This window comes from Couchioplanes caeruleus (genome assembly GCF_003751945.1).
In the GTDB taxonomy this organism is placed as follows: Bacteria; Actinomycetota; Actinomycetes; order Mycobacteriales; family Micromonosporaceae; genus Actinoplanes; species Actinoplanes caeruleus.
In genome coordinates this window covers 4,379,978-4,396,484 of the sequence record NZ_RJKL01000001.1, presented here as the reverse complement: position 1 = coordinate 4,396,484, position 16,507 = coordinate 4,379,978, and the positions used below count along the sequence as shown (strand labels likewise).

Annotated in this window: 13 protein-coding genes; 3 read left to right on the top strand and 10 right to left on the bottom strand. The window is 68.8% G+C overall.

Features of this window, described 5'->3' with window-relative positions; all coding sequences use genetic code 11:
• The first annotated feature begins 76 nt into the window (after positions 1-76).
• Both EDD30_RS19675 and EDD30_RS19670 read left to right on the top strand, forming a co-directional pair.
• Positions 77-1,378 (top strand): aminotransferase-like domain-containing protein, encoded by a 1,302-nt coding sequence (locus EDD30_RS19675; RefSeq protein ID WP_071810096.1) that lies wholly within the window; start codon positions 77-79, stop codon positions 1,376-1,378.
• Between the two features lie 8 nt (positions 1,379-1,386).
• Entirely contained in the window at positions 1,387-2,349 is a 963-nt protein-coding gene (locus EDD30_RS19670; protein ID WP_071810097.1) for a D-alanine--D-alanine ligase family protein, read from the top strand.
• Between the two features lie 136 nt (positions 2,350-2,485).
• Here EDD30_RS19670 and EDD30_RS19665 read toward each other — a convergent pair whose 3' ends face one another.
• From EDD30_RS19665 to rpmH, 10 genes are all read right to left on the bottom strand, one after another.
• Entirely contained in the window at positions 2,486-3,298 is an 813-nt protein-coding gene (locus EDD30_RS19665) for a hypothetical protein (RefSeq protein WP_084557985.1), read from the bottom strand.
• 3,011 nt (positions 3,299-6,309) lie between these two features.
• A complete protein-coding gene (locus EDD30_RS19645) occupies positions 6,310-7,365 on the bottom strand; it encodes a ParB/RepB/Spo0J family partition protein (RefSeq protein ID WP_071810285.1) in 1,056 nt (351 codons plus the stop codon).
• The gene (locus EDD30_RS19640) at positions 7,362-8,432 is read right to left on the bottom strand and encodes a ParA family protein (RefSeq protein ID WP_280526158.1); all 1,071 of its coding nucleotides are present in this window, start codon (positions 8,430-8,432) and stop codon (positions 7,362-7,364) included. Before EDD30_RS19640 ends, EDD30_RS19645 begins: the two co-directional genes overlap by 4 nt.
• A 1,133-nt stretch (positions 8,433-9,565) precedes the next feature.
• The gene (locus tag EDD30_RS41495) at positions 9,566-9,691 is read right to left on the bottom strand and encodes a hypothetical protein (RefSeq protein WP_280526157.1); all 126 of its coding nucleotides are present in this window, start codon (positions 9,689-9,691) and stop codon (positions 9,566-9,568) included.
• Between the two features lie 133 nt (positions 9,692-9,824).
• Positions 9,825-10,574, bottom strand: a complete 750-nt coding sequence (gene rsmG, locus EDD30_RS19635; RefSeq protein WP_084558054.1) for a 16S rRNA (guanine(527)-N(7))-methyltransferase RsmG — start codon at positions 10,572-10,574, stop codon at positions 9,825-9,827.
• Positions 10,575-10,739: 165 nt separating this feature from the next.
• On the bottom strand, positions 10,740-11,300 hold the full coding sequence (locus EDD30_RS19630) for a Jag family protein (RefSeq protein WP_123678364.1): 561 nt from the start codon (positions 11,298-11,300) through the stop codon (positions 10,740-10,742).
• Positions 11,301-11,471: 171 nt separating this feature from the next.
• Positions 11,472-12,497, bottom strand: coding sequence for a membrane protein insertase YidC (yidC, locus tag EDD30_RS19625; protein ID WP_071803963.1), 1,026 nt, complete (start codon positions 12,495-12,497; stop codon positions 11,472-11,474).
• A gap of 1 nt (position 12,498) precedes the next feature.
• Positions 12,499-12,756: a membrane protein insertion efficiency factor YidD gene (yidD, locus tag EDD30_RS19620; RefSeq protein WP_071803965.1), complete on the bottom strand. Its 258-nt coding sequence runs from the start codon at positions 12,754-12,756 to the stop codon at positions 12,499-12,501.
• Positions 12,753-13,109: a ribonuclease P protein component gene (gene rnpA, locus EDD30_RS19615; protein WP_071803967.1), complete on the bottom strand. Its 357-nt coding sequence runs from the start codon at positions 13,107-13,109 to the stop codon at positions 12,753-12,755. The genes yidD and rnpA overlap by 4 nt, the downstream gene beginning before the upstream one ends.
• A gap of 33 nt (positions 13,110-13,142) precedes the next feature.
• Complete coding sequence (gene rpmH / locus EDD30_RS19610) at positions 13,143-13,280, bottom strand: 50S ribosomal protein L34 (protein ID WP_071803970.1); 138 nt, start codon at positions 13,278-13,280, stop codon at positions 13,143-13,145.
• Positions 13,281-13,870: 590 nt separating this feature from the next.
• Between rpmH and dnaA the strand changes: the two genes are divergently transcribed.
• Complete coding sequence (dnaA, locus tag EDD30_RS19605) at positions 13,871-15,703, top strand: chromosomal replication initiator protein DnaA (RefSeq protein WP_071803972.1); 1,833 nt, start codon at positions 13,871-13,873, stop codon at positions 15,701-15,703.
• Positions 15,704-16,507 lie beyond the last annotated feature (804 nt).

Sequence of the window (16,507 nt, the reverse complement as noted above, 5' to 3'; positions counted from 1 at the left end):
GCAATCGCCTTGAACGGGAGCGGATCGGACTCCATCGGGTGTGCCACGCTCGAAGCATCACACATAACATTGACGCATGACTGGCACAACTCAAGACGACTACACAGATCGCTATGCGCGCCGCGTCCGAGGGATGACGACCTCGGAGATCCGCGCCCTCTTCGCCGTCGCCAGCCGTCCGGAGGTGGTGTCGCTCGCCGGCGGGTCGCCGTACATCGCCGCGCTGCCGCTCGACGCGGTCGGCGAGATGATGGGACGGCTCGCGTCCGAGCTCGGCACGACCAGCCTCCAGTACGGCATCGGCCAGGGGACGATCGAGCTCCGCGAACGCATCTGCGAGGTGATGGCGCTCTCCGGCATCGACGCCTCCACCGGCGCGTCCCCCGACGACGTGGTGGTGACCGTCGGCGGCCAGCAGGCGCTCGACCTGGTCGCACGGCTCTTCCTGGACCCGGGCGACGTGGTGCTCGCCGAAGGCCCGACGTACGTCGGCGCACTCGGCGTGTTCCAGGCCGCCCAGGCACAGGTGCGGCACATGGCCATGGATGCCGACGGCCTCATTCCCGAGGCACTCGAGGCGGCCATCGCGGAAGCGGGCGGCCGCGCCAAGTTCCTCTACACGATCCCGACCTTCCAGAACCCGGCCGGTGTCACCCTCACCGACGAGCGGCGCGAGCGGATCCTCGACATCTGCGAGCGGCACCGGCTGCTGGTGATCGAGGACGACCCGTACGGAACGCTCAGCTTCGAGGGTGAGGCGCCGCGGCCGCTGCGCGCCCGCCGTCGCGACGGCATCCTCTACCTCAGCACGTTCTCCAAGACCTTCGCGCCGGGGCTGCGGGTGGGCTGGATCCTGGCTCCCCATGCCGTACGGGAGAAGCTCGTCATGGCCAGCGAGGCGAACATCCTGTGCCCGAGCGCGTTCGCCCAGGGCGCCGTCACGCAGTATCTGTCGACCATGCCGTGGCGCCAGCAGATCAAGACGTACCGCGAGGTCTACCGTGAACGTCGCGACGCCCTGCTCGACGCCCTCGCCGATCTGATGCCGGCGGGCACCACCTGGACGCGCCCCGGCGGCGGCCTCTTCGTGTGGGCCACCCTCCCCGAGGGCCTCGACTCGAAGGCGATGATGCCGCGCGCGATCGCCGCCCGCGTGGCCTACGTGCCGGGCACCGGGTTCTATGCGGACGGCACCGGCGGCGGCAACATGCGGCTCAACTTCTCCTTCCCACCGCCTTCGCGGATCCGCGAAGGCGTCCGCCGGCTCGCGGGCGTGATGGAGCAAGAACTCGCCATGCGAGCCGTCTTCGGCCCGACCACCCCCCACCGCCGTCGTGGCCCGGCCGCCGCGGACGCTCCCGGCCCCGACTTGGCATGATCACTCCCATGGGTACGTCCACAGAACCGCACATCCTCGTCCTCGCCGGCGGCCTGTCCTACGAACGCGACGTGTCGCTGCGCTCGGGCCGCCGGGTCCTGGACGCATTGCGAGCCGTCGGCATGTCCGCGGAGATGCGCGACGCAGACGTGACCCTGCTGCCGACACTCCGGGACGACCCCCCGGACGCGGTGGTGATCGCCCTCCACGGGGCGACCGGTGAGGACGGGTCACTGCGAGGGGTCCTAGACCTGTGCGAGGTGCCGTACGTCGGTTGCACGGCGGCGGCATCCAGGCTCGCCTGGGACAAGCCGTCGGCCAAGTCGATGCTGCGCGAGCAAGGCATCCGCACCCCCGACTGGGTGGCGTTGCCGCACGACCGCTTCTCGGAGCTGGGTGCGGTCGCGGTCCTGGACCGGATCGCCGACCGCCTCGGCCTACCGCTGATGGTGAAGCCCGCCCAGGGCGGCTCGGGCCTCGGAGCCTCCGTCGTCCGCGAGGCAGCCGACCTCCCGGCGGCGATGGTGGGCTGCTTCGCGTACGACTCGACGGCGCTGGTCGAGAAGTACGTGTCGGGGATGGACGTGGCGGTGTCGGTGCTGGACCTGGGGGAGGGGCCGTTCGCCCTGCCGCCGGTCGAGATCGTGCCGAAGAACGGGGTGTACGACTATGCCGCGCGGTACACGGCCGGTCTGACCACGTGGCACACCCCGGCACGACTCCCGGAACCGGTAGCCGAGGCGGTGGCATCGACGGCGCTGGCGGCGCACCGGGCCTTGGGGCTGCGGGATCTTTCGCGGGTGGATCTCATCGTGGATGCGGAGGGTGTACCGCATGTCCTGGAGGTCAACGTGTCGCCGGGGATGACGGAGACGTCGCTGTTGCCGTTGGCTGTGCAAGCCGGCGGTTTGGATTTCGGGAAGGTGCTCGGGACGTTGGTGGGGCGGGCGGTTGCTCGCGGAAGCGGCTGACCCTGGCGCTTGCGCCTGACTCGCCGATCGTCACCGCGCCCTGTTCGCCGGGCGATGCCGGCTTGTCCTGCCCGGGGTCGTCTCTGGAGCCCTGACCCGTTGACCGCCGTGACGCCCTGCCCCTTATCCCTGCGAGTCACGGCCGCCTGTCGTTGACGACCATCGCGCCGGTTGCCCTCACCGACGCTTCACCGTCCCCGGCGCGGTCGACGCTCTCACTTCCCTTGCCCGTTGTCTGGGCCGCCTCCTCCTCATCCTCGGCACGGCCGCCCTCGTCATCTGTCCCGACCGCCAATTCATCATCCTCGGCGCGACCGTCGTTCCGACCGTCCTTGCTCTCGGTCTCGACATCCGCTTCCTCGCCTACGGCGCAGCCTTCGTTCCGAGCGAGACTGACCTCTGCGCCGACCACCGCTTCATCGCCTGCGGCGCAGCCGTCATTCCGGCCGGGCTCGGACTCAGTCCCCACCACCGCTTCATCGCCTGCGACCCTTCGCAGGCCCCTAGCGATGTCGTCTGCCGAATCGGCCGTCGGCTCAGCCTCGGGACCCTCCAGCGGAGAGGCGTTCACGGACTCGCTGAACGTGGCCGGCGACTGCCAATGGATGTGCGGAGGCTCGGCAATCGCGCGGCCGCCGAAGTCCGCAAGCCATGCCGCGACGAGGGCAAGGTCCTCCCGCCATCTCTCCTCTGGGACGACGGGCAGGATGTCGTTCCAGAGCGAGAGAAAGCCGCCCCGCAGTTGAAGACGCCCCTGGGGCCGCGCCAGGAACCGTACGTGGAGGTGCGCCGATCCGTCCCCAGACCACTCCACGCCCACCCGGGCGACTCCGTCGAGAGAGCGGATCGCCCGCTCGAGGCGGACGGTCATAACGCCGAGCTCGGCGGCGAGGAGATTGGGAAGGTCTCCGAGGTTGAGGTGCGACCTGCATTCAAGGACGAGGACCATCGGCAGTCCGGACGGTCGATCCGCGGTCCGAACACGCCAGCGCTCACTGACCCAGACGCAGGCCTCATCGGAGGTGTTGCAGGCGACGCAGTCGGCGGCATCCTCGCCGTCACGCGGATGCTCGAGGTCCACGGGCGGATCGAGCTGCTTGACCCACATGTCGCCCTCGAACGGGAAGGAGGGCCATGAAGTGAGGTCGGGAGGCCGGGAGGGGTTCTCTGACACGTGCCGACCCTAGTGCAGAGACGACACACTGTCCCGGGTCAATTTGTAGCCGATCCCGAAGCCCCGCCATCCCCAGAGTCAGGCAGGCCGCAGAAGTAGACATCCATCACCAGAAGCGCGGGGAGCGAAGTCCCCAAAGTTATCCACAGAAGTTATCCACAGCCCGCCCGGTTTCACGGGAAACGCCTTGTGACAGGCGTGCCGGCCCTGTGGATACCGCCGTGGACAACCAGCAGCCCATCGGCGTTGTTTCACGTGAAACGCCCAGCCCTGGATCGTCAACAAGTCCTGCACACACCTTGTGGATACTGCAGCCCACCAATCCCTCGCCTCCGCACGCCGCCTCCCCGCCGCTTGGCCCACCTGCGCGGCACATGCCATCAGAACACCGTCATCACGGCGGGGAGCCGGCCGATCAGCGGCTCCGAGAAGCTTCTGCTTCACACCGGGCCCGCCCCGCCGGCCCGTCTGAAACCAGCCCTTACCGGCCTGCCTGGGAAACCCAGCCGCCGCCTCCTGGCTCGGGCCCGTCGGCTCCGACTCTCCGTCCTTGGCCACGCGCTGCTGAGCCACCTTTGAGCCACCTCCCTGTCCCCGCGTCGACCCCTCGCCCTAGGTCTTGCCGTTCGACTCTTCCCGTTGAGACTCCGGTCAGGGCCTCTGGCGAGGAGGAGTGGTTGCGGTAGGCCCGTTCGACCGCGGCCGAGCTCGCCTTCGAACCGGACTAGGGTCCCGTCGCCGAGTCCTACCACCTCAACTCTCGAGGGATGATTCCGTCGACGGTTTCACGTGAAACCCGGCTCCCGGCTCCCGGCTCCCGGCTCCCGGCTCCCGGCTCCCGGCTCCCGGCTCCCGGCTCCCGGCTCCCGGCTCCCGGCTCCCGGCTCCCGGCTCCCGGCTCCCGGCTCCCGGCTCCCGGCTCCCGGCTCCCGGCTCCCGGCTCCCGGCTCCCGGCTCCCGGGCTCCCGGCTCCCGGCTCCCGGCTCCGATGGAGGATCCCTCGTTGGGCACGAGCGAGAAAGTGGCATCCCGGAGCTTGCCGCCGACACGGCGACGCCTTGGTCGTCGGTGCCGTTTCACGTGGAACACCGCCAGCAAGACGCAGTGCGCGAAGGCGCATAGCCGCGCCCCCTAGCCATCCCGGCCGGGAGCACCCAAGCCCACCACCTCCGCCGCCGAACCCGTGAAGAGTGGCTGCACCGAACATTCCGTTCTAAGCGCGTCGGTTTCACGTGAAACGAGATCCCCGGTCTCCGGTCTCCGGTCTCCGGTCTCCGGCCTCCGGCCTCCGGTTTCCGGTTTCCGGGAGAGGATGCCAGATCGGCGTTTCACGTGAAACGACCGCACCGCCGATTGCAGCGATCGCGGGACGCCCGGAACCCCCAAGTCACACGTACTTGGGGGTTGGGATTCACCCGTCCCACGCACTCAGGACCGGCGCCAGCACCGCGCCGCCGACCGCTCGACCCATTTCGACACGGTCAGGTAATAGCGCTGCGGCGCCAGCCGGATCGAATCCGGCTGGCGGCCGAGTCGGGGTCGGCGTTGATCCGGACCCGGCGGATGGCGGCCACGAGGGCGGCTCTCGGTACCCAGAGGCCGTGTTTGTTCTCCAGGGCGGGCGGCAGAGGAATCTTGCGAAGCACGGTCGAGTCTTCTGTGAGCGGCGAAGCTCAATGAGGCCCGCGGCACAGCCGCGAACCGCTGGACACCCACCCCTGCGCGGCACGGGCCAGGAAGGCTCCGCGCGGTACCGGCCGGAAGCGCACCCGCGGAAAGGGTTCGGCCCTTGCGCGGACAAAAGAGAGCTCGGCGCCAGGCACGGGCCCAAAGACGGCTCGGTGCGGAGTCGGCACAGAAGAGAGCTCGGCCCCGGGCACGGACTGAAAGCGGGCTCTGCGTGGATACCGGCTTGAAGAGGGCGCGGTGCCGGCATGGGCTGAAGCGAGCTCGTGCGGGGCTCAGTCTCCATGAAGGGTCAGCCGACCTACAACGCCGGCCGAATCTGGTGCCTACTCCGAACTAATGCGGCCGCGCATCCGCTTCAAAGACTGTCCGTACGGGATAGGGACATCGGCTTCGAGAACGCACCGCTGGGAACGCCAAGGGCATTCATCCCGCGCGTGGGCCGATCCCGTGGACACGGGCAAGGCAGGCGGTGCGACAGAGGTCGAGGGATCAAAGTCCCAAGCGGAGCGGCCGCTCACACACACTTCCTACGGCTGCAGCCTTACTCCGCCCTATGCCCACACCCCACACCCCACACCCCACACCCCACGCCAACGCCACCGCCACCGCCACCGCCACCGCCACCGCCAACGCGATCACTTCTCACGTTGCATCGCAAGTCAGGTCTGATTTCCGGGTCGGGCCCCAAAACAGGCCAATTCCGGCGTCGAGATTTCGGTCGTTCGAGAAATCTCGGTGGACTGAAATCCCAGGAGAATCGTTCTGACAGAACCGATTTAGGCGGAGCCCGCCCGGTCTGGCCGTCTCATGGAAGGTGGAGTCAGCTCTCGCAGCGAGCCTCGACCTTCGAGGGCAGACCTTCCACCCAAGTGAGCCGCTCGCTCAGGGCAACTCTTTGGTACTCCAAGATCGATTCACAGAGCGAGCGCGTCGACGGGCGACTGCCGGGAGATTGCTGGATATGAAGAAGGCACGTGATCCGCCGAATCACGTGCCTGTCCGTTCGTCATCGCGTAGCGCCGCCGACCGGCGGCTGATCGTCCTCGTTGCGCTTTCCGAGAAGTCCTCCTGATCGGTTCCGAACCGACCGGACTTCGTCAGTCCGCGGATCCAGCGCCGCCCTCGTCCTCGACGCCGATCATTCCGACGATTCGCTCCAGATCGTCCACCGTCGCGAACTCGATCGTGATCTTGCCCTTGTTGCGGCCGATGTCGACCTTCACCCGAGTATCGAATCGATCCGAGAGCCGGTCCGCGAGATCGTTCAGTGCCGGGGCGTGAACCTTGGCCCGGCGAGCCGGTGCGGACTTCTTCACCGGCCCGTCCGCGATGGCGAGCGACACCAGTTCTTCTGTGGCTCGTACGGAAAGACCCTCGGCCACGATGCGAAGCGCGAGTTGCTCCTGGGCGTCGCTGTCTTCCAGGCCCAGCAGTGCCCGGGCGTGGCCGGCCGACAGCACGCCGGCCGCGACGCGCCGCTGCACCGGTGCCGGGAGGTTGAGAAGCCGTATGGTGTTCGAGATCTGCGGACGGCTGCGTCCGATCCGGCGGGCGAGTTCCTCGTGAGTCGCGCCGAACTCGTCGAGGAGCTGCTGGTATGCCGCCGCTTCTTCCAGCGGGTTGAGGTTGGCGCGGTGGATGTTCTCGAGCAGCGCGTCCCGAAGCATCGCGTCGTCGCGGGTCTCGCGGACGATCGCGGGGATCGTTTCCTTACCCACCGCCTGGGCGGCGCGCCAGCGGCGCTCGCCCATGACCAGCTCGTAGCTGCCGTCGCCGATGTCGCGGACGACGATCGGCTGGAGGAAGCCGACCTCCTGGATCGAGGTCTTCAGCTCCTCGAGCGCCTCTTCATCGAAGACGTGACGCGGTTGCTTCGGGTTCGGCACGATCGCGGTGACGGCGAGCTCCGCGAAGCGCGCTCCCGGCACAGGGGCCAGGCCGTCGTCTACCGGCTCCGGCTCAGGTACGGCGGGAGCTGGCGTCGGCGTCGGATCCGAGGCCTGCACCTGCTCCGCGGATGCCGAAAACTGGGTTGGAGCCGGCGCGGCAGGTGGCGGCGGCGTGTCGTCGACAACCGCCGTACTGGCCGGCGGCGCAGTGGGGATCAGTGCCCCCAAGCCACGACCGAGGCCACCCCGTGGACGGTTCTTCATGCCGTGCCTCCCGTGTTGACCCCGCGCATAGCGATCTCCAGAGCAGCCTCGAAGTAGCTCGTGGCGCCCCGCGAACCCGGATCGTAGGTCATCACGGACTGGCCATAGCTCGGTGCCTCCGATACCCGTACGTTGCGGGGAATCACCGCCTCGAGCACCTTCGCACCAAAGTGGTTCCGCACGTCCTGCTCGACCGCGTCCGCCAGGCGCGTTCGACGGTCGTACATGGTCAGCAGAATCGTAGAAACGTCCAGGACCGGGTTGAGGTGCTGCCGGACCAGGTTGATGTTGTTGATGAGCTGGTTCAGGCCTTCCAGCGCGTAGTACTCGCACTGGATCGGAATGAGAACCTCCTGCGCCGCGCACAGAGCGTTGACCGTCAGAAGACCCAGCGACGGCGGGCAGTCGATGAAGACGTAGTCGAACTTCTCCGGATGCGCGGCGATCGCCCGAGCCAGCCGCGACTCACGGGCAACAACCGAAACGAGTTCGATCTCCGCGCCCGCCAGGTCGATGGTGGCGGGTACGCAGAACAGGTTGGGGATGCCCTCGACAGGCTGCGCCACCTCAGCGAGCGGCACGTTGTCGATCAAGCAGTCGTAGACGTCGGGCACACCGGCGTGGTGCGGCACGTTCAGGCCGGTGGAGGCGTTGCCCTGAGGGTCGAGGTCGACGACGAGCACCCGATTTCCGTGCAGCGCGAGGGCCACGGCCAGGTTCACCGTCGTGGTCGTCTTGCCGACGCCACCCTTCTGGTTCGCTACGCAGAGGACGCGCGGTTGGTCCGGCCGCGGCATGGTGATCTCGCCGCTCGGATTGAGGATCTGCACAGCTCGCAACGCTTCCATGGCGAGCGGCGGATCGTCCTCATCCCGACCCGGCGTTTCACGTGAAACATGCTCGCCTGGCGCAGCGTCGCCGGACTGGTGCTCCGTTGCCGCCGCGGCCGGAGCGCCCGAGGCGGGGGCGAAGGAAGGAGAGGCCGACGAGGTGGGGGCGAAGGAGGGAGCCGAGGTGGGGGAGGCCGGAGACGACGATCCCGGTTCACCCGAGCCAGCGGAGGTCACGTAAGGATCAGACGCCGGCTCACCCGACACCGACGTCGCGGGCGAACCAGATACCGATGTCGCGGGCGAACCAGATACCGGCGAGCCAGACATCGCAGCCGCTCCGGGCGATCCATACACCGGGGCACCAGAGACCGCCGCCGTTCCGGGCGATCCCGACACCGGAGCACCTGACGCCGTCGGCGTCCCGGGCGATCCGGCGGGCGCGCCCGACATCACGGGAGATCCCGATACCGGCGCATCCGACACAGACGCGGGACTCGGCGAAGAAGAGATGGGCCGCCCTGCGTAATCCTCACCGGACCTCACCGGCACCGCCGCAGCCGACGGTACGGACGCAGAGCCGGAGATCGGAGCGGCGGGCGGGCCGGATCGAGGCACGGGAGCGGGGCGTCGCGGCTCGGAGGAACCGGCTTCGGGGTTGCTCACGGGCGTGCCATAGACCTGCCCGCCGTTGCCGGTACGCGGCTGAGGCACGCCTTGATCCCCACTGTTGAAGCTCACACTCAGGCTTCCGCTCCGCTCAGGCCCGGCTTGTGGATCGGTTTCACGTGAAACACCGTCCCAGCCGGGGTCACCGTCAGGGCCCCTGCCATACTCATGCACCGTTTTATCCCTGCCTGGTTGGATTGAGTCGGCACCGCGAGCGTGCGGTCCGGCAGGAAACGGAGGCGCAACCGCGCTCACCGTCCGGTCCACACTATCGACGCGCGGCCAGCCTACGGCCGCCGGGCGAGCGTTGCCACGGTTGTCCGCCACTTGAGTCGAGACCGACAGGATTGGGGACGCCTCGAAGGTCATGAATCCGGGTGCGAGACATAGCTTGGCGCCGTACTCCCGGACTCGATCGGGCCAACCGAGTCCGGAAGGCGACCGACGAGCGGGGGACAGGGCCAGCTCCGAGGGCTGTTGATCGATGCGCGATGACACGAGCCCGGAGGAGGGACCGGGACCGATTTCGGACACGATCGCCGGCGAAGGCTGAGCGAGCTCATCACGTGAAACACGACGCTGCGCCGGCTCATCCCTCGGTCGGGAAGGTGACCCATCAGCCTCCATCAAAGGCCATCCTGTCGGCGCGGCCGATGACAGCGCACCCGCCGAGGAGGACGACGAACGCGACGCAGGCAGAACTACACCAAGCCCAGCACCGCCAGACCCGGCACCGCCAGACCCGGCACCGCCAGACCCGGCACCACCAGACCCGGCACCGCCAGACCCGGCACCACCAGACCCGGCACCACCAGGCCCACTGCCACCGGATGCAACACGAACCACGGAAGTAGCGACAGGCGGGGCATCGACCGGAGGCGCCTGCGGCTGGGAGGAAGCCGCCCGCGGTGACGGTCGTGGGAGTTTCCCGGATCGTTTCCGCGCGCCCCGCCTGGCCATCTATCTCCTCCGCGATCTCCTCTTCCCGGAGCCGCGCCCGCCGGCGTCGCCGGCGGAGCGGCCCGGGGCGGCCGCCCGCTTGGACGACCTCGGCCGTGATGCCACGACGTCGCGTTCCCGCACGATCTCCACGACCGTGGAGGGCGGGTCGATCAGACCGGCCCCGCAGAGCCGGACGACCGGCTCACCTCCGCCGAGACGGGCGACCGCCTCGCGGTGCTCCGCCACCTCTTCGTCGGCCGAGGCGCCCTTGAGCGCCAGCAGCCGGCCGCCGACGGCGGCGAGGGGCAGGCACCAACCGGCCAGCCGGTCCAGCGGCGCCACGGCGCGGGCGGTGACGACATCGGCGGGGGCGGGGGGTCCACCGGCGAGGTCTTCCGCTCGTCCCCGGACGACCGACACGGTCGCGTCGAGGCCGAGCGCTGTCACCGCTTCGGACAGGAAAGCGGTACGTCGTGCCAGCGGCTCGACCAGCGTGATCGTGAGATCGGGCCGGGCCACTGCCAGCACGATACCGGGCAAACCGGCACCAGACCCCAGGTCAATCACCGAAGCGCCGATAGGGATGATCTCCGACATGACACCGCAGTTGATCAGGTGTCGTTCCCACAGCCGTGGCGCTTCCCGGGGGCCGATCAAACCCCGGACCACGCCGTCGGTGGCGAGGAGCTCGGCAAACCGGCCCGCCAGTGCAAGCCTCTCGCCGAAGACGGCCTCGGCGGCAGCCCGATGCTCCGCCGGAGGATCCATCACGCCCTCCGCGACGGCACGACGCTCAGCCGGAGAATCGATCACGCTCTCGTCAGAAGAAGAAGAAGAAGAAGAAGAAGAAGCGGAAGACGAAAACGGCCCGGGCACCGAAGCACCCGAGCCGCCATCCCCCGCCTCGAAGCGGGACTCAGTCATGACGCCCGTTCACTCAGCCGGCCGGACGATGATGCGCCGATTCGGCTCCACGCCCTCCGACTCGCTCTCCACGCCCGCGATCGCGTTCACCACGTCATGTACGCACTTGCGCTCGAAGGCCGACATCGGCTCGAGCCGTACGGTCTCGCCGTGCTCCTTGACCTTCTCGACCGCGTTCCGGGCGACCGCCGTCAGCTCCTTGCGGCGGGTCGCGCGGTAACCGCCGATGTCCAGCAGCAGACGGCTGGGTGACCCGGTCGCGCGGAAGATGGCCAGGCGGGTCAGCTCCTGCAGCGCCTCCAGCGTCGCGCCGCGCTGGCCGACGAGCGGCTGTAGCCGGCCGCCGACGACCTCGACCATCGGCCGGCCGCCCGACACGAGCTCGTCGATGTCGCCGTCGTAGTCGAGGATGTCGAGCAGACCCTCCACGTAGTCGGCGGCGATCTCGCTCTGCCGGAACAGGTCGGAGTCGGAGGCTACGCTCTCCGACTTCTTGGTCTCCTCCGTACCGGTCGACTCCGCGGTGGCGGCGGTCGTCTCCTCGGCGCTGGGAGTGCTGGTGTCGGTCACGGTCTCATCTCCGTACTCTCGGGCCGGACCTGCTCGGTCCGCTGTTTCCCGTGCCGACGTCGTCCGTCGCCGGCACGGGGAGGTCTTTGTCGCCGCCCGCCGGGGCCGCGCGCGGGCAGGCCGGTGGCCAGGCCGCTGCTGCGTTCCGCCGGCGAGGGCGGAACGGCGAAGTCATCCCTTGGGTTTGCTGGCGGGCCTGGCGCCCTTCTTCGGGTTGACCGGCTTGGCGCCGGGCTTGGGTGCGAGCGCCTTGGTGTCGACGACCGGGCTCTGCGGCTCCGGCTCGGCCTGCTTGCGACCGAACAGGCCGCGGGTGGCGGGCTGCACCGGGTTCTTCGCACCGCTCTTGCCGGCGGCGCCGCTCGCGGGGCGCGCGGAGGAGCCGGTCTTGGCGTTCGCCATCGGCGGCGGCGGGAACTTGCGAAGCACCCACTGCTGCTGGGCCAGGCTGAACAGGTTGTTGACGACCCAGTAGATGACCACGCCGATGGGGAAGAGCGCGCCGGAGATGAGCAGCGACGCCGGAATGCCGTACAGCATCAGACGCTGGATCATCTTCTGCTGCGGGTCCTCGGCCCAGCCGGTCTTGAGGATCATCTGGCGGCTGGTGAGGTAGGTGGTCGCCATCATGATGAGGACCAGCACACCAGCGATGATCTTCACCGTGACGCCGTTGGAGGCGCCGAGCTGGGCCAGGTCGCTGTCGGAGTGACCGAACTGGCCCGGCAGCGGCGCTGTGAACAGCGCAGCCTCCGCCGCGCTCCTGAACTGTTCCTCGGTCCAGCCGTACAGGGTCTTCAGGTCGTTGTTCGGGCTGAGCCGGCGCAGGACGTGGAAGAGACCGAGGAAGACGGGGATCTGCAGGAACATCGGAAGGCAGCCCATGAGCGGGTTCGCCTTCTCGGTGCGGTACAGCTCCATCATTTCTTTCTGGAGCGTCTCGCGGTCACCCTTGTGCTTCTCCTGCAGTTCCTTGACCTTGGGCTGCAGCGCCTGCATCGCCCGCTGGGACTTGATCTGCTTGACGAAGACCGGGAACAGGATGACGCGCAGCGTCACCACCAGGAAGACGATCGCGAGAATCCACGACCAGTTGGTGCCCAGCACCCGGTCCTCGGAGATGCCGATGCTGTCCCACAGGGCATGCCAGCGCAGGAGGATCCACGAAATGGCGTAGTAGATCCAGTCGAGACTCAATTCATGCTCCAGTCACATCGGCAGGACGGTGACGGATCGGGTCGGGCACCGGGTCGAACCCGCCAGGGTGGAAAGGGTGGCAGCGCAGCAGCCGCCAGATCGCCAAGCCGGTCCCGTGGAGCGCGCCGTGCTTCGCGAGCGCCTCCTGGGCGTACGCGCTGCACGAGGGGTAGAACCGGCAGCGAGCCGGCAGAGCCGGGCTCACATACCGACGGTACGCGACGACCGCCGCCGTCAGCAGCCGGGCGAGCGGTGTCATCGCCGCCGCCGGGGTGAGCGCGCGGCGGCGAGGGCGGAGTCGAGGTCTGTGCCGAGGGTCTCGGACGAGGCGGTCGCGGCGGCCGGCAGCGCGCGCACGACGAGCGACGTCCCCGGGGGTAGCGCGCTCAGCCGCGGGCGGACCAGGTGACGCAGCCTCCGGCGGACCTTGTTGCGTACCACCGCGTTGCCCACCGCCTTGGACACGACAAAGCCGGCGCGCGCCTCGGAGGCTTGCGCCGGCTCATCGACGAGCAGATGGACGACCACGGTCCCGCGACCGGCGCGGCGGCCACCGCGAACCGCTGCGGCGAACTCGGTGCTACGCCGCAGCCGTTGCGAAGCGGCCAGCACGACTACCTGGCATCCGACCCGGCCCGCGTCGGCTCAGGCCGACAGCTTGCCGCGGCCCTTGGAACGGCGGGAGGCGAGGATGGCGCGGCCGGCCCGGGTGCGCATGCGCAGCCGGAAACCGTGGGTCTTGGCGCGCCGGCGGTTGTTCGGCTGGTAGGTGCGCTTGCTCACGTCAGAACTCCGTCTTCGTACTACGGCCAGGGGGCATCAGCTGCAAGACGCCACTCTAGCAGAGCGCGGCGGAGCAACCGCTCGACCCTACGCAGGGGCTCCGCGGCGGTCAACCATCCGACGGGCGGCGCGCCGACGCCGACGGCGACGCCCGTCACTCACGCCGGTCGTTGCGCGTACGGAATGAATCTTTTCGTGCCAGGACGGGCCCGAGGTGGGTACCGCCGGTTGATGCGGACCCAGCCGCGCTGTTAGCGTGCCCGTTTGCTGGTCTTCAGCGCTGTTCGCCAACCGCCTTCGCCGGGAACCCGAGAGGAACCGACGCGGCGGTGAATCGTTCGGCACGGTGAGCCTGTTTTCCCGCGCCAGCACAGGCTCCGGGAAGTCTGCCGACCATCCGGCCGGGGAGCGACCGCCGACGAGTGCACAGGTTGTGGATAACCTGTGGACAGCCGGTGGCGCCGTGCATGTTCAGCACGTTGAATGTGCTGGGTTGGGGGGAGCCGGTCCGTCGCCCGTACGGGTGACGGCGGGCAAGGGCGGAAGCCGAACAAGGCCACCGGGCCGGTGGCGATGGGGGTGGCGCGGCGGTGGCCGATACGGTCGACCTTGGCGGGGTCTGGGCTGCGGCGACGGACGAGCTGGCGGACGAGATCGCGTCCGCGCAGCAGCGTGCGTACCTGCGCCTGACCCGCCTGCGCGCCATCGTTGAGGACACCGCGCTGCTCTCCGTGCCGGACACCTATACCCGGGACGTGATCGAGTCCCGGCTGCGGCTCGCGATCACCGAGGCACTCTCGCGCCGGCTCGGCCGCCCGATCCAGGTCGCGGTGACCGTCCGCCCGCCCGAGGACGGCTCCGGCCGCCCCGGCACCGTCTACGGCAACCCGCCGCCCGAGCCGTCGACGCCGCCGCCGGCCCATTACTCCGAGGCCCCGCCCCCGCCGTACCCGGATCGTTATCCACAGCCCACCGCCTACAGCGACCCGTACGAGCAGGAGGAAGCCCCGACCGGGTCGGCGCAGGCGCCGTTCACCCGCGGCGTGCCGGCGGCGCGCGACGGTCAGGACGCGCTCTTCGCGGCGCCGCTGCCGATGGGGCAGCCCGAGCCGGCCAAATCCGCCCTCGCCGAGGAGAAGAAGGCGAAGGCCGAGCCGCCGCGGCAGCTTCCGCACTTCGGTGACGTCCCGAACGAGGCCGGCGGGCACCGGATGGCCACCGAGCCGGCTCAGTTACGCGAGAACCAGCGCCGCCCGGACGACCGCCCCGCCCTCGTGGGCCAGGACCGCCGCGACGACACCCTGCAGATGCGCCACGGCGGCGACAACGGCCCCGGCCGCACCCCGGTCGACATGCGCGGCGCCCAGCCCGGCGCCCGCCCCGGCGGCAACGACGGCAACCGGCTCAACCCGAAGTACATGTTCGAGACGTTCGTCATCGGATCGTCCAACCGCTTCGCCCACGCGGCGGCGGTCGCGGTCGCCGAGTCGCCGGCGAAGGCGTACAACCCGCTGTTCATCTACGGCAGCTCGGGGCTGGGCAAGACCCACCTGCTGCACGCGATCGGCCACTACGCGACGACGCTCGGGCACGCGCGCAGTGTGCGCTACGTCTCCACCGAGGAATTCACCAACGACTTCATCAACAGCCTGCGCGACGACAAGACCCAGGCCTTCCAGCGCCGCTACCGCGACGTCGACATCCTGCTGATCGACGACATCCAGTTCCTGGAGAACCGCGAGCGGACGCAGGAGGAGTTTTTCCACACCTTCAATACGCTGCACAACGCCAACAAGCAGATCGTGATCAGCTCGGACCGCTCCCCGCGCCAGCTCGCCACCCTCGAAGACCGCATGCGCACCCGCTTCGAGTGGGGCCTGCTCGCCGACATCCAGCCGCCCGACCTGGAGACGCGCATCGCGATCCTCCAGAAGAAGGCCGCCCAGGAGCGCATGTACGCCCCGGACGACGTTCTGGAATTCATCGCCAGCCGCGTCTCCAACTCCATCCGCGAACTCGAGGGCGCACTCATCCGGGTGACCGCGTTCGCCAGCCTCACCCGCAGCTCGGTCCAGCTCTCCCTCGCCGAGGAAGTCCTGCGCGACTTCATGCCCGACGGCGCCGGTCCGGAAATCACCGCCGACCAGATCATGGTCTCCACCGCGGACTACTTCGGCGTCAGCCTCGAAGACCTCCGCGGCCACTCCCGCTCCCGCGTCCTGGTCAACGCCCGCCAGGTCGCGATGTACCTCTGCCGCGAACTGACAGACCTGTCCCTACCCCGCATCGGCCAGGCCTTCGGCGGCCGCGACCACACTACGGTCATGCACGCCGACCGCAAGATCCGCCAACACATGGCAGAGCGGCGCTCCCTCTACAACCAGATCGCGGAACTGACAAACCGCATCAAACAAAACACCTGAACCGGGCGCCCGCAAACCGTCAGACCCGGGCCTTCTCCGTCAGACCAGGAAGCCTTCTCCGTCAGACCAGGAAGCCTTCTCCGTCAGACCAGGAGCATTCCTCGTCGGACCAAGCGCGGAACCTCTTCGCTAAACCCCGCTCCCAAGCCCTCGATGACGCCGTCGCCGGACCCGTCCGGCATCGCGACCTGTCCGCCACTGCGACCTTCCAGCCTCGCAAGCAGTGTGGGATCGCGAGCAATCTGGCGTTGCAGCGTGGGCCTGGGAGGGCAGCGACATCCGCGGCTCGCCCGGGCTTCGGAAGCCCGTCCGGGATCGACTTCTCCACAGGCCCGACACCTCGCCGACATCCTGAGCGTCCGGGCTCTTCCCTGGTCAGAGCCGTGCCGTTCCCGACCGGAGCATCAGTCATCCACAGGGCCACCGGGCGATACCCGGGCGAACCCCGGTCGGGTGCCCCGCCACGCCGCTCTGGGGTGCCGGTTCGGTCCGCACGCGTCGCTCATGCACAGGGCCGGTTTGTCAACGTCGGGACGTGACTGTTTCGTGCCAACGTTTTCCACACTAATCCACAGCTCTTCACAGGCTTCATCCCCAACAGTGGACAACCGGCGAGGGCGCTCCTCACAGATGTGGAGAAGTCCTGGGGAAATCGATGTGGACAGACACGGAGCGTCATAACTGTCCCCACACCCTGTGGACGAGTGTGGATTTCCTGTTGAAGGTTCTGGGGACGACGAGCCGGCGACGTCCCGACGTTATCCCCAGGCCGGGGGACAAACCCCGTGGATATCCGGTGGATAA

Excerpts from the sequence above, each read along its gene's own strand:
- EDD30_RS19675 (WP_071810096.1), top strand. The coding sequence starts at position 77 with ATGACTGGCACAACTCAAGACGACTACACAGATCGCTATGCGCGCCGC.
- EDD30_RS19670 (WP_071810097.1), top strand. The coding sequence starts at position 1,387 with ATGGGTACGTCCACAGAACCGCACATCCTCGTCCTCGCCGGCGGCCTG.
- EDD30_RS19665 (WP_084557985.1), bottom strand. The coding sequence starts at position 3,298 with ATGGTCCTCGTCCTTGAATGCAGGTCGCACCTCAACCTCGGAGACCTT.
- EDD30_RS19645 (WP_071810285.1), bottom strand. The coding sequence starts at position 7,365 with ATGAAGAACCGTCCACGGGGTGGCCTCGGTCGTGGCTTGGGGGCACTG.
- rsmG (WP_084558054.1), bottom strand. The coding sequence starts at position 10,574 with ATGGATCCTCCGGCGGAGCATCGGGCTGCCGCCGAGGCCGTCTTCGGC.
- yidD (WP_071803965.1), bottom strand. The coding sequence starts at position 12,756 with ATGACACCGCTCGCCCGGCTGCTGACGGCGGCGGTCGTCGCGTACCGT.